Here is a 12,966-nt window from a genome sequence, read left to right as displayed (position 1 = left end):
CGGTGATCGAGGGCGCGCTCGCCGCCGACGCGGGCTTTGCCCACTATCGGCCTTGGGTGCTCGACCTCAGGAAGGACAAGCCCTACCAGCTCGAGGATCGGGTCGAGCAGCTTTTCCATGAAAAGTCGATCACCGGACGCGGCGCCTGGAACCGGCTGTTCGACGAGACGATGACCGATCTGCGCTTCGACGTCGGCGGCGAGGAGCTGGCGCTGGAACCGGCGCTGAACCGCTTGCAGGACGCCGACGGCGAAGTGCGCCGCCAGGCGTCAGAGGCGCTGGCCGCGACCTTCCGCAAGAATCTGCGCACCTTTACGCTGATCACCAACACGCTGGCCAAGGACAAGGAGATTTCCGACCGCTGGCGCGGCTTCGAGGACATCGCCGATTCACGCCACCTCGCCAATCGCGTCGAGCGCAGTGTGGTCGACGCCCTGGCCGCCGCCGTGCGCGAGGCCTATCCGCGCCTGTCGCATCGCTACTATGCGATGAAGGCGCGCTGGCTCGGCATGCAAGTGATGAACCACTGGGATCGTAACGCGCCCTTGCCCGAGACCCCGCAGGCGGTCATCCGCTGGGACGATGCCCGGGACACGGTGCTGTCGGCCTATCAGCGCTTCTCGCCCGACATGGCCGAAATCGCCCGCACCTTCTTCGACCGCAACTGGATCGACGCGCCGGTGCGGCCCGGCAAGTCGCCCGGCGCCTTCGCCCATCCGACCGTGCCGTCGGCGCATCCCTATGTGCTGCTCAACTACATGGGCAAGCCGCGCGACGTGATGACGCTCGCGCATGAGCTCGGCCATGGCGTGCATCAGGTGCTGGCGGGCGGCCAGGGCGCGCTGATGGCCTCGACGCCGCTGACGCTGGCCGAAACGGCCTCCGTCTTCGGCGAGATGCTGACCTTCCGCTCGCTGCTCGACCAGACCACCGACCGGCGCGAGCGCAAGGCCATGCTCGCCCAGAAGGTCGAGGACATGATCAACACGGTGGTGCGCCAGATCGCTTTCTACGAATTCGAGCGCAAGGTGCATGCCGAGCGCAAGAACGGCGAGCTGACCTCCGACCGGCTCGGCCAGTTCTGGCTGGAGGTGCAGGCCGAGAGCCTCGGCCCGGCGATCAAGCTGCGCGACGGCTACGAAGTGTTCTGGACCTATATCCCGCACTTCATCCATTCACCCTTCTATGTCTACGCCTATGCCTTCGGCGATTGCCTGGTGAACTCGCTCTACGCGGTCTACCAGAATGCCGAGCGCGGCTTTCAGGAGAAGTATTTCGAGATGCTGCGCGCCGGCGGCACCAAGCATCATTCCGAGCTGCTGGCGCCCTTCGGTCTCGACGCCACCAACCCCGCCTTCTGGCAGATCGGGCTCGGTGTGATCGGCGGCCTGATCGACGAGCTGGAAGCGCTGGACAAGTGAAGGGTGGCCCTGCCCCTGACCGTCGCCAGAATAGTTTAGACAGAACGCATGTTGGGAGTGGCCTATTCTTGGCATAAATATGTGTTCTTGAATGACTCTCCGGGGAATTTTTTCCGTTAGCTTTCCACAAGCCGTATGGTAGCGTCCGGCCTCAAGCTCAGCCGGAGCTCAGGCAAGGGACAATCTCGGCCGGTGGCGACCTTCGGCGAATGCGATGCGGCCGTTGGCCATGGCGAAGAGCCGATCGCCGACAGCTCGATTGAAGCCGGCTGTTCCGCCTAGCGGAACCATCGAACGGTCTTGCGCCAAGGTCGTCACTCCAGGCCACGGCAGACGGATCGGACTGGAGAGAGAGAATGAGCACTTTTTTCTACATGCTCCTGGCGTTCATCGTGGGTGTGGTGGCCGGCTGGTTCATCTGGGGCCGCCTGGGCGGCGAGCTCGACGGCCTGCGCGGAGATCTCGAGCGCACGCGCAGCGAGCGCGACAAGGTGCGTGCCGATGCCGACCGGCTGACCGGTGAGCTCGATGCTTGCGGTCGTGCCCGCGCCGATCTCGAGCGCCGGCTGCGCGAAGCGCCGGCTGGATCCGGCGCGGCGAAGGCCTCCGCTCCAGCGCCCGCGGCGCTGATCTCGACGCCAGCAGCGGCCAAGCCTGCTGCCGCCAAGCCTGCTCCGGCCAAACCGGCTTCGGCCAAGCCCGCAGCCGCCAAGCCGGCCGCTGCCAAATCTGCCGCTGCAAAGCCGGCGGCAACCAAACCTGCCGCCGCAAAGCCTGCGGCATCAAGGACGGCCGCCGCGCCCAAGGCCGCGGCCCCCAACGCGGTGGCAAAGACAGCCGCGCCTGCACCGGCCCAGTCAGCGCCGGCAGCAGACAAGCCGGCGACAGGGACGGCCGACAATTTGCGCCGGCTGATCGGTATCGGCCCGGTCAACGAAAAGCTGCTCAAAGGCCTTGGGGTTACAAGTTACGCCCAGATCGCCGCCTGGACGGCCGACGACGTCAAGCGCATCGAGGAGGTGCTGAATTTCGACGGACGCATCGCGCGCGAGCAATGGATCGAGCAGGCGAAGCTGCTCGCCGCCGGCGACGAAACGGAATTCGCCCGCCGCTTCCCGACCGCGGGAACCGCCAGCAACACCTGATCGGCTTGCGCTTCCGGCGCATGACAAAGCGGCGGTGCGCATGGACACCGCCGCTTTCCTTTGGTCCAGCCGCCTTTGCGGCCCTCGACGCCGCTCCCTCGATTGCGCGCCGGCGCACCCCCATATAGAGCGATCGCTGCACCACCGACCGAACACTCGAGCCATGTCCCTGCCGTCCGCCATTTTCCGCAACGACGAGAGCGGCCGCCAGCTGGTCTTCGACCGGCCGGCCGAGATCATCGTCGCGCACGACGCGGACGATTTCCCCGCGGCCCTTGAAGCCGCGCAGGCGGCATCCGATGCGGGCAAATGGCTGGCCGGCTACTTCTCGTATGAAGCGGGATATCTGCTCGAGCCGAAGCTGGTGCCATTGCTTCCCGAGGGCCGGCGCGCGCCGCTGGTCTGCCTCGGCGTCTTCGACGCTCCTGCCGAACAGGCGGTGCCGCGCCGTCCCGGTCCCGCGACCAACGGCCCGATCTTCGACGCCCATGCCGCCTGGTCGGCGCAAGACTATGCGAAGCGCTTCGCGCGGCTGCACGACCACATCCGCAAGGGCGACTGCTACCAGGGCAATCTGACCTTTCCGGTGCGGGCGCAATGGTCCGGCGATCCGCTCGCCGCCTTCGACGCGCTGACCGAGCGCCAGCCGGTGAAATACGGCGCGCTGATTGCGCTCGGCGATCCGATCGTGCTGTCACGCTCGCCGGAGCTGTTCTTCGAGATCGACGCCGAAGGCATGATCGAGACGCATCCGATGAAGGGCACGGCGCCGCGCGGCGCGACCAGGGCCGAGGACGCGCGCCTGAAATCGTTCCTGCGCAAGGACGAGAAGAATCAGGCCGAGAACCGCATGATCGTCGACCTCTTGCGCAACGACATCTCGCTGATCAGCGAGGTCGGCACGCTCGAGGTGCCGGAGCTGTTCCGCATCGAGACCTATCCGACCGTGCACCAGATGGTCAGCCGCGTGCGGGCGAGACTGCTGCCTGATGTCGGCATCCGCCAGGTTCTTGCGGCGCTGTTTCCCTGCGGCTCGATCACCGGCGCGCCGAAGATCCGCGCCATGGAGATCCTGCACGATCTCGAAGCCGTGCCGCGCGACGTCTATTGCGGCGCCATCGGCTGGATCGCGCCCGGCGGCACGATGCGTTTTTCCGTGGCGATCCGCACCATCTCGCTCTTTTCCAGCGGCGAGGCCGTCTACAATGTCGGCGGCGGCGTCGTCTTCGATTCCACCGCCGAGGAGGAGTACCGGGAGTGTCTCTTGAAAGCGCGCTTCGCGACGGGAACCGTGCCGATTTCGAGCTGATCGAGACCCTGCGCTGGGAGCCGGGTTCCGGCTTCCTGCGCTTCGAGCGCCATCTCGCGCGGCTCTACGCCTCGGCGGCGGAGCTCGGCTTCGCCTGCGATCCGCAACAGGTCGGCGAAGTGCTGATGAACACGGTTGGCCGGCAAACCGTCGCCTTGCGCACCCGCCTCGTGCTGGCGCGCAACGGCGAGGTGACGGCCGCCGCGCAGCCCTTTGAGCCGCTCGCCGCCGACAAGGTCTGGCGGCTGCAATTGGCGCGCGTTCGCCTCGATTCCGGCGATACGCTGCTTCGCCACAAGACCAGCCGCCGCGACACCTACCAGCACGCGCGCGCCGAATATCTCGCCAGCCGCGCCGACGAGGTGCTGCTCGCCAACGAGCGCGGCGAGCTCTGCGAGGGCACGATCACCAATCTCTTCGCCGATTTCGGCGACGGCGTGCTGGCAACGCCCCGGCTCGACTGCGGCCTCTTGCCTGGCGTATTGCGCGGCGAGCTTCTGGATGAAGGCCGCGCCGCCGAAGCGATCTACACCCTTGAAGATCTGAAGGCCGCCCGTGCGGTCTACGTCGGCAATTCGCTGCGCGGCCTGATCCCCGCAAAACTGTCCTGACGCAGGCTGGGAGAATGCGATGTTCGTCGTTTCGCTGAACTACAAGGTGCCGCTGGCCGAGATTGACCGGCTGGGGCCCGCGCATGTCGAATGGCTGAAAGCCTGCTACGCCGAAGGCATCTTCGTCGCCTCCGGGCCGAAGCGGCCAAGGACCGGCGGCATCATCATCGCGCGTGCGCCGCGTGACGTGCTCGATGCCAGGCTGGCGGACGATCCTTTCGCCAGGGCAGGCGCTGCCGATTACAATGTCACCGAATTCACGGCGAAAATGACCGTTGCCCAGCTGGACGCGTTCAAGGAATTATGAGCAGGCCCGCCCATACGCCCTATGACGGCTCGTCAAAGCCCTTCACCATCGGGCTGAAGCCGCTCGGCCTCGACCAATGGCTCGATGTCGACGAGAACTTGCCTGCCCACCTCGCCGAGAAGCGCCGGCTCTACGCGGAAATCCCCGAGGAGGTCTTTGTCGAGGAAGACGGCACGCGCGAGGCGCAGCAAGAGGTGCTCGACCTCATCGTCGCCTATCTCGCGGCGAAGCACCCCGGCACCCACCGCGGCATCAGCGCCGGCGTCGAGGTCATCGGCGCCGAGAGCGGCGGCGGTCCGACCGCGGCCTTGCGCGAGGCGCCGCTCGTCAAGGCATCCCTGCTCGTCCAGGAGGATCTGATCCTGATGCGCCGGGACGAAAGCGGCTGGCGGCTGGCCGCCGGCTCGCTCTGCTTTCCCTCATCCTGGTCGCTCACCGAAAAATTCGGCAAGCCGCTACAGCGGATCCATGCGCCGGTGCCCGGCTTCGGACCAGGCACGCGTCCGGCCGACTTGATCAACCGCATGTTCGACGGTCTCCAGGGCCAGGCGGTCGAGCGCTACAACTGGTCGATCCAGGCCGGCGACGCGCTCTATCATCCGCTTTCCAACCTGCAGCGCATAGACCGCGCCACCAATCGGCCCTCGCGCTTTCATGATGGCGACGTCGACGCCCACGCCTTCATCCGCGTCGAGCGCCAGACGCTGCGCAAGCTGCCTGTCTCGCGCGACATCCTGTTCACCATCCGCATCCATCTCGACCCGCTCAAGGTGCTGGCCCGCCATCCCGACAGGGCAACGCTCGCGGCATCCTTCGCCGCGCAGCTTGAGGCGCTCGACGAGGCACAGCTCGACTACAAGGGCCTGACATCCGACCGCAACCGCCTGGTCGCCTTCCTCGCCGATATGGCCAGGGCGGCTTAACCACGCCGCCGGGCTGGCCTGGCCGGCGGTTGGCGCTTTTCGCTGGTTTGTGACAATGATCTGTGGTGTAGCGCTTGACCGTCCGGCGCAATTGCCCTGCTTTTCCCTATGTTTGAAGGAGTGTCTGAAAAAATGGCGAATGAAAACTGGCCCGTTTACGGTGAAATCACCGGTCCCGTCGTGATGATCGGCTTCGGCTCGATCGGACGGGGAACGCTGCCGCTGATCGAACGTCATTTCAAGTTCGACAAGTCGCGCATGACGGTCATCGACCCGCGCGACACCGACCGCAAGCTCCTCGACGAGCGCGGCATCACCTTCGTGCAGGATGCGGTGACCAAGAAGAACTACAAGAAGCTGCTGACGCCGCTTCTGACCAATGGCGGCGGCCAGGGCTTCTGCGTCAACCTGTCGGTCGACACCTCCTCGCTCGAACTGATGAAGCTCTGCCGCAAGCTCGGCGTGCTCTATGTCGACACGGTGGTCGAGCCCTGGCTCGGCTTCTATTTCGACGACAAGGCCGACAATGCCGCGCGCACCAACTACGCACTGCGCGAGAGCGTGCGCGAGGAAATCGCCAGCAACCCCGGCGGCACCACGGCGATCTCCTGCTGCGGCGCCAATCCGGGCATGGTCTCGTGGTTCGTCAAGCAGGCGCTGGTCAACCTCGCCACCGATCTCGGCCTGGAGTTCGCCGAGCCGGCGCAAAACGACCGCGAAGGCTGGGCGAAGCTGATGAAGAAGGCCGGCGTCAAGGGCATCCACATCGCCGAGCGCGACACCCAGCGCACCAAGAAGCCGAAGCCGATGGACGTGTTCTGGAACACCTGGTCGGTCGAAGGCTTCGTCTCGGAGGGTCTGCAACCGGCCGAGCTCGGCTGGGGCACGCATGAGACCTGGATGCCGAAGAACGCAAAAAAGCACAAGCACGGCTCGCAGGCGGCGATCTATCTGGAGCAGCCCGGCGCCAACACTCGCGTGCGCTCGTGGTGCCCCACGCCCGGCGCGCAATATGGCTTCCTGGTGACGCACAACGAGGCGATCTCGATCTCCGACTTCTTCACCTTGCGCGGCAAGAAGGGCAAGGTCCACTATCGCCCGACCTGTCACTATGCCTATCACCCTTGCAACGACGCGGTGCTGTCGCTGCATGAGATGTTCGGCGCCGCCGGCAAGGCGCAGCCTGTCCATCACGTGCTTGACGAGAACGAACTGGTCGACGGCATCGACGAGCTCGGCGTGCTACTCTACGGCCATGACAGGAATGCCTATTGGTATGGCTCGCAGCTGTCGCTCGCCGAGGCCCGCAAGCTCGCCCCCTACCAGAACGCCACCGGCCTGCAGGTCACCTCGGCGGTGTTGGCCGGCATGGTCTGGGCGCTGGAAAATCCCGAAGCCGGCATCGTCGAGGCGGACGAGATGGACTACAGGCGCTGTCTGGAAGTGCAATCGCCCTATCTCGGACCGGTCAAGGGCTATTACACCGACTGGACGCCGCTCGATCACCGTCCGGGTCTTTTCCCCGAGGATCTCGACAAGAACGACCCGTGGCAATTCCGCAACATCCTGGTGCGATAGCAGCGCCGTCAGCCTATCCGACTGCCTTGCAATCGCCCGGAAATCGGGCGATTGAAGGGGCGCGGCCTGGAGCGACGTGCGTCCGTTTGGAGAGTACGCTCTAGCACTATGAATGTCCGCGCCGTGCTTCGAACCGACTTCGGGCCGACGCGAGAGGAGAGGATTTTGATCATGACCATTGCACGCAAATTGCTTTCGGCGGGCGCAGCGGCAAGCCTGCTGGCCGCTTCCGCCTGCTCCACCGTCGGCCCTTCCGAGCCGCCGATGTCGGCCGGACCGAAAGGCGTCGAAGGCTCCTGGATCGACGCCAAGGGCACCGGTCTGTCGAGCTTCACCGCCGGCGCCTTCACCACCGTCGCCACCGATACCGGCCAGAAGCTCGCCGAAGGCAGCTACACCATGACGGGCGCGACCTCGGTCGAGATCCACGGCACCTCGCTGATCCGCCAGACGCCGGTCAGCTTCAACTGCCTGATGATCTCCACCAGCCAGCTCAACTGCACCAGCGCCAGCGGGCAGAACTTCGTGCTCACGCGTCGCGTCTGAGCCGGTAAGACATCTATCCTGATAGCGGACGGCGGCGCGAGCCGCCGTCTTTTTTGTGCCGGCAAACCTCGTCCTGATTTCCCCTTGCATCGACCGAAACGCGATGTGAACATGCCTCGAAGCTGGCTGTCGTGCTGCAGTCAAGCGATGGCGCTAGACACCTCTGATGAGGTTCATCCGGGAGAGGAAGATGAAGAAATTTGCCGCTATTGCAGCCCTGTCCGCGTCAGCGCTTGGCCTGTCGGCCGGAGCATCTTTTGCCGACTACACATTGAACATCCTGCATTTCAACGATTGGCACAGCCGCATCGAAGGCAACAACAAATACGAGTCGACCTGCTCCGCCGAGGAGGAGACAAAGGGCGAATGCATCGGCGGTGCCGGCCGGCTGGTCACCGCGATCGCCCAGGAGCGCAAGAAGCTCGAGGGTCAGAACGTGCTGCTGCTCAATGCGGGCGACAGCTTCCAGGGCTCGCTGTTCTACATCACCTACAAGGGTGCCGCGGAGGAGGAATTCCTCAACCAGATCAAGCCGGATGCGGTGACGCTTGGCAACCATGAATTCGACGACGGCGAGACAGCACTTGTGCCCTACCTCGACAAGGCGAAGTTCCCGGTCGTCAGCGCCAATGTCGTGGCCAACGACAAGTCCGGCGCCGCCGGCAAGATCAAGCCATCGATCGTGCTTGAGGTCGGCGGCCAGAAGATCGGCATTGTCGGCGCGGTGACCAACGACACGCCGGAACTCGCCTCGCCCGGCCCGAACATCGCCATCGAGGACGACGTCAAGTCGATCACGGCCGAGGTCGAGAAACTGAAGGCGCAAGGCGTCAACAAGATCATCGCCGTCACCCATATCGGCTACAACCGCGAGCGCGATGTCATCGCCAAGATCCCGGGCATCGATGTCGTGGTCGGCGGCCACAGCCACACGCTTCTGTCCAACACCGATCCGAAGGCGGCCGGCCCCTACCCGACGATGGTCGACAACCCCGACGGCTCCAAGGTGCCGGTGGTGCAGGCGGCCTCCTATTCCAAATATCTCGGCGAGTTCAAGGTCGTGTTCGACGACAACGGCGTCGTCAAGGAAGCGAGCGGCGACCCGATCTTTCTCGACAAGTCGATCACGCCCGATCCGGCCGTGCTCGCCCGCATCAAGGAGCTCGGCGCGCCGATCGAGGAATTGAAGAACAAGGAAGTGGCCGAGACCACCAAGCCGATCGACGGCAGCCGCGACAACTGCCGCGCCCGCGAATGCGAGATGGGCAACCTCGTCTCCGACGCCATTCTCGACCGCGTCAAGGGCCAGGGCGTCGAGATCGTGATCTCGAATGGCGGCGGCCTGCGCGCCTCGATCGACCAGGGCACCGTCACCATGGGCGAGGTGTTGACCGTGCTGCCCTTCCAGAACACGCTGGCGACCTTCCAGATCTCGGGCAAGGACCTCGTCGCCGGGCTGGAAAGCGGCCTCAGCCAGATCGAGGACGGCGCCGGGCGCTTCCCGCAGGTCGCCGGTCTGAAATATTCCGTCGACAAATCGGTCGCGCCCAACGCCGGACGCGTCAAGTCGGTCGAGGTGATGGAAGGCGGCGCCTGGGCGCCGATCAATCCCGACAAGGACTATATGGTCGCCACCAACAACTATGTCCGCCAAGGCGGCGACGGCTACAAGGTCTTCGCCGAGAAGGCCAAGAACGCCTATGATTACGGCCCGGGCCTGGAGCAGGTGGTCGCCGACTATCTCGGCGCGCACCGGCCGTATACACCCAAGCTCGACGGCCGCATTACCGAGATCGCGGCGACCGTCGCGGCGGCGCCCGCCGCCGAACCGGCGAAGCCGGCCGAGGCTGCACCGGCAACGCCAGCTCCAGCAGAACCGGCCAAGCCGGCTGAGGCGGCTCCTGCGGCGGCGCCGGCCCCTGCTCCCGCGGCCGAACCGGCCAAGCCCGCCGAAGCTGCGCCGGCACAGGCAGCGGAACCGGCAAAGCCGGCCGAGGCAGCGCCAGCCGAGGCCAGCCACGTCATCGTCGCCGGCGACACCTTCTGGGATCTGGCCAAGAAGGCCTATGGCGATGGCACCAAGTGGAAGCTGATCTCCGGCGCCAACAAGGGTTTCGAGGCGCACCGGCTGCCGATCGGCGGGACGCTGGCCATCCCGCCCGCCGCCAAATAACTCCTGCCGCAGCAAATCGACGAACCCGTCCGGGCAACCGGGCGGGTTTCTGCTTTCCGGCACGCGTATTAAGGTGCGGCCAGACGCGGCATTGAAAACCGACGGCGTATCGCTAATTTCGCCCCGCCATCGCTGGTTTCGCGATGCCCGGAGACCCCTTGATGACGTTGACCAGCCCGATCGATCCCAAAGCCGCGCAGGCCGCAGGCGCGCTGCTGGCTGGTCCCGCGCCGGCCAAGGCGGGCAAGGTCGGCGTGATGCTGATCAATCTCGGCACGCCCGACGGCACCGACTTCAAGCCGATGTGGCGCTATCTCAGGGAGTTCCTCTCCGATCCGCGCGTCATCGAGCTCAACAAGGCGATCTGGTACCCGATCCTCTACGGGCTCGTCCTGACCACCCGTCCGAAGAAGTCGGGCGCCAACTACGCCAGGATCTGGAACCGGGAGAAGAACGAGTCGCCGCTGCGCACCTTTACCCGCGCCCAGGCCGAGAAGCTTACCCAAGCGTTTGGTGACCTGCCCGATGTCGTCGTCGACTGGGCGATGCGCTACGGCAATCCATCGACCGCGAGCGTGGCCCAAAAACTGGTCGAGCAGGGCTGCGACCGCATTCTTTCCTTTCCGCTCTATCCGCAATATTCGGCGACGACCACGGCGACCGCCAACGACCAACTGTTTCGCGCGCTGATGAAGATCAGGCGCGCGCCGGCGATCCGCAGCGTGCCGCCCTACTATGACGAGCCTGTCTACATCGAGGCGCTTGCCCGCTCGATGGAACGCCATCTGGCCAGCCTCGACTTCGCGCCGGAGGTGGTCATCACTTCCTACCACGGCATCCCAAAACCCTATTCCGACAAGGGCGACCCTTATCAGGCCCATTGCCTGGAGACGACGAGGCTGCTGCGCCAGAAGCTCGGCTGGGACGAGAAGAAGCTGATCACCACCTTCCAGTCGCGCTTCGGCGCGCAGGAGTGGCTGCAGCCCTACACCGACGTGACGGTCGAGAAGCTCGCCAAGGACGGCGTCAAATCGATCGCCATCGTCAATCCCGGCTTTTCCGTCGACTGCATCGAGACGCTGGACGAGATCGGCCGCGAGGCGGCCGAGACCTTCCATCATGCCGGAGGCGAGAACTTCGCCCATATCCCTTGCCTCAACGACAGCGCCGAAGGCATGGCGGTGATCGAGGCGCTGGCGCGGCGCGAGCTGTCCGGCTGGGTGTGAGCCCGCTGCGTTGAGGCGATCGATCGCCCCTGTCGCGCTCTTCCATCCACTAATAATGAGCGATCACCTGATTGTAACACTGTTGAAACACACCTAAGTGTTTGGTGAAGTCGGCTGCCTGGAATCAACGCCATGGCCGGCATCTGAGGGAGATTCAAATGGACTTCAGTGGTTTCGGTATTGCGATTGGTGCACTTGCCTTTCTGGTGTTGGTGCTTCTTATCAAAGGCATCAGGACAATCCCGCAAGGTTATAATTATACCGTGGAGCGGTTTGGCCGTTACACCAAAACACTGAGCCCGGGCCTCAACCTCATCGTGCCGTTCGTCGACCGTATCGGCGCCAAGATGAACATGATGGAGCAGGTGCTCGACGTTCCGAGCCAGGAAATCATCACCCGCGACAACGCCATTGTGGGTGTCGACGGCATCGCCTTCTTCCAGATCCTCAATGCGGCGCAAGCGGCCTACCAGGTCTCCGGCCTGCAGAACGCAATTCTCAACCTGACGATGACCAACATCCGTACTGTCATGGGTTCGATGGACCTCGACGAATTGCTGTCCAATCGCGACGCCATCAACGAGCGCCTGCTGCGCGTCGTCGACGAGGCCGCACACCCGTGGGGCATCAAGATCACCCGTGTCGAGATCAAGGATATCAATCCACCGGCCAATCTGATCGAATCGATGGGCCGCCAGATGACCGCCGAGCGCAACAAGCGCGCCCAGATCCTCGCCGCCGAAGGCCTGAAGCAGTCGCAGATCCTCGAGGCCGAAGGCCGCAGGGAAGCCGCCTTCCGCGACGCCGAGGCGCGCGAGCGATCGGCCGAGGCCGAAGCCAAGGCGACGCAAGTGGTTTCGGAGGCGATCTCCAAGGGCGACGTCCAGGCGCTCAACTACTTCATCGCCCAGAAATACACCGAAGCGCTGACCAGGATTGGTTCGGCCACCAACAGCAAAATCGTGCTGATGCCGCTTGAGGCGTCGTCGCTGATCGGCACGCTGGGCGGCATTGGCGAGATCGCAAAGGAAGTCTTCAAAGATGGCGGACCGGCTGCCGCGACGCGGCAGGGTTCGCGGCCGCCGGTCGTCAAGTCCGGCGACAACTGAGATCGTAGGAGGCTGCTCCCATGTTCGACCGCATCATTTCCGAACTTGGCCCGTGGAACTGGATGGTACTGGGCCTCGTCCTCCTGGTTATGGAGGTCATAGCACCCGGCATCTTCATGCTGTGGATCGGCATCGCTGCATTGGTGATCGGCCTGATTTCGCTGCTCATCTGGGACGCAAGCTTCTGGACCTGGGAAGTTCAGGTCCTTGCCTTCCTGGCGCTGTCGCTGGTCTCCGCCTTCGCCGGCAAGAAGCTGGTTGGCGGGCGTCATGACGCGACCGACCAGCCGCTGCTCAACCGGCGCGGCGCGCAGCAGGTCGGCAAGATGGCCACCCTTGCCGAACCGATCAAGGACGGCCGCGGCCGCATCAAGCTCGGCGACACGCTGTGGCGCGTGTCGGGTCCCGACCTGCCGGCCGGCACGCAGGTGCGCGTCGTCAGTTCGGCCGATACCGACCTGGAACTGACTGTCGAAGCTGTCTGATCGCCCGAAAGCGCGCAGCGCTTTCGAAACAGAAAATCAGGGCGTGTCGCGTAGGGCTTCCCGAGCGTGACGCGCCTTTTTCAGGCCGCGCCGATCCGCAGCAGATCATGCAGGTGGACGAGCCCCACAGGAC

12 protein-coding genes are annotated in these 12,966 nt (G+C 64.7%); all 12 read left to right on the top strand.

The genetic code is table 11. The features are described 5' to 3' along the window. Nucleotides 1–1,421 (top strand): M3 family oligoendopeptidase (locus EN780_RS15505; RefSeq protein WP_128274618.1); only part of this gene is annotated, 1,421 nt, incomplete at its 5' end. 356 nt (nt 1,422–1,777) lie between these two features. Next, the gene (locus EN780_RS15500) at nt 1,778–2,566 is read left to right on the top strand and encodes a proton-conducting membrane transporter (protein WP_128274616.1); all 789 of its coding nucleotides are present in this window, start codon (nt 1,778–1,780) and stop codon (nt 2,564–2,566) included. A gap of 163 nt (nt 2,567–2,729) precedes the next feature. Further along, complete coding sequence (locus EN780_RS15495; protein ID WP_128274614.1) at nt 2,730–3,875, top strand: aminodeoxychorismate synthase component I; 1,146 nt, start codon at nt 2,730–2,732, stop codon at nt 3,873–3,875. Further along, complete coding sequence (locus EN780_RS15490) at nt 3,824–4,486, top strand: aminotransferase class IV family protein (RefSeq protein WP_128274612.1); 663 nt, start codon at nt 3,824–3,826, stop codon at nt 4,484–4,486. Before EN780_RS15495 ends, EN780_RS15490 begins: the two co-directional genes overlap by 52 nt. A 19-nt stretch (nt 4,487–4,505) precedes the next feature. After that, nucleotides 4,506–4,793: a YciI family protein gene (locus EN780_RS15485; RefSeq protein WP_128274610.1), complete on the top strand. Its 288-nt coding sequence runs from the start codon at nt 4,506–4,508 to the stop codon at nt 4,791–4,793. Beyond that, nucleotides 4,790–5,716 (top strand): DUF3445 domain-containing protein, encoded by a 927-nt coding sequence (locus EN780_RS15480; protein WP_128274608.1) that lies wholly within the window; start codon nt 4,790–4,792, stop codon nt 5,714–5,716. Before EN780_RS15485 ends, EN780_RS15480 begins: the two co-directional genes overlap by 4 nt. A gap of 132 nt (nt 5,717–5,848) precedes the next feature. Continuing rightward, nucleotides 5,849–7,294 (top strand): homospermidine synthase, encoded by a 1,446-nt coding sequence (locus tag EN780_RS15475; RefSeq protein ID WP_127311931.1) that lies wholly within the window; start codon nt 5,849–5,851, stop codon nt 7,292–7,294. Nucleotides 7,295–7,465: 171 nt separating this feature from the next. Further along, a complete protein-coding gene (locus EN780_RS15470) occupies nt 7,466–7,840 on the top strand; it encodes a hypothetical protein (protein ID WP_127284911.1) in 375 nt (124 codons plus the stop codon). 190 nt (nt 7,841–8,030) lie between these two features. Next, entirely contained in the window at nt 8,031–10,013 is a 1,983-nt protein-coding gene (locus EN780_RS15465; protein WP_128274606.1) for a bifunctional UDP-sugar hydrolase/5'-nucleotidase, read from the top strand. 161 nt (nt 10,014–10,174) lie between these two features. Beyond that, nucleotides 10,175–11,239: a ferrochelatase gene (gene hemH / locus EN780_RS15460; protein WP_127311676.1), complete on the top strand. Its 1,065-nt coding sequence runs from the start codon at nt 10,175–10,177 to the stop codon at nt 11,237–11,239. 158 nt (nt 11,240–11,397) lie between these two features. After that, nucleotides 11,398–12,348, top strand: a complete 951-nt coding sequence (locus EN780_RS15455; RefSeq protein ID WP_127284908.1) for an SPFH domain-containing protein — start codon at nt 11,398–11,400, stop codon at nt 12,346–12,348. A 20-nt stretch (nt 12,349–12,368) separates the two neighbouring features. Beyond that, entirely contained in the window at nt 12,369–12,833 is a 465-nt protein-coding gene (locus tag EN780_RS15450; protein WP_127284907.1) for an NfeD family protein, read from the top strand. Nucleotides 12,834–12,966 lie beyond the last annotated feature (133 nt).

Origin of the sequence: Mesorhizobium sp. M4B.F.Ca.ET.089.01.1.1 (assembly GCF_004022605.1) — a bacterium.
Taxonomy (GTDB): Bacteria; Pseudomonadota; Alphaproteobacteria; order Rhizobiales; family Rhizobiaceae; genus Mesorhizobium; species Mesorhizobium abyssinicae.
This window is presented reverse-complemented; position numbering and strand designations above follow the sequence as displayed.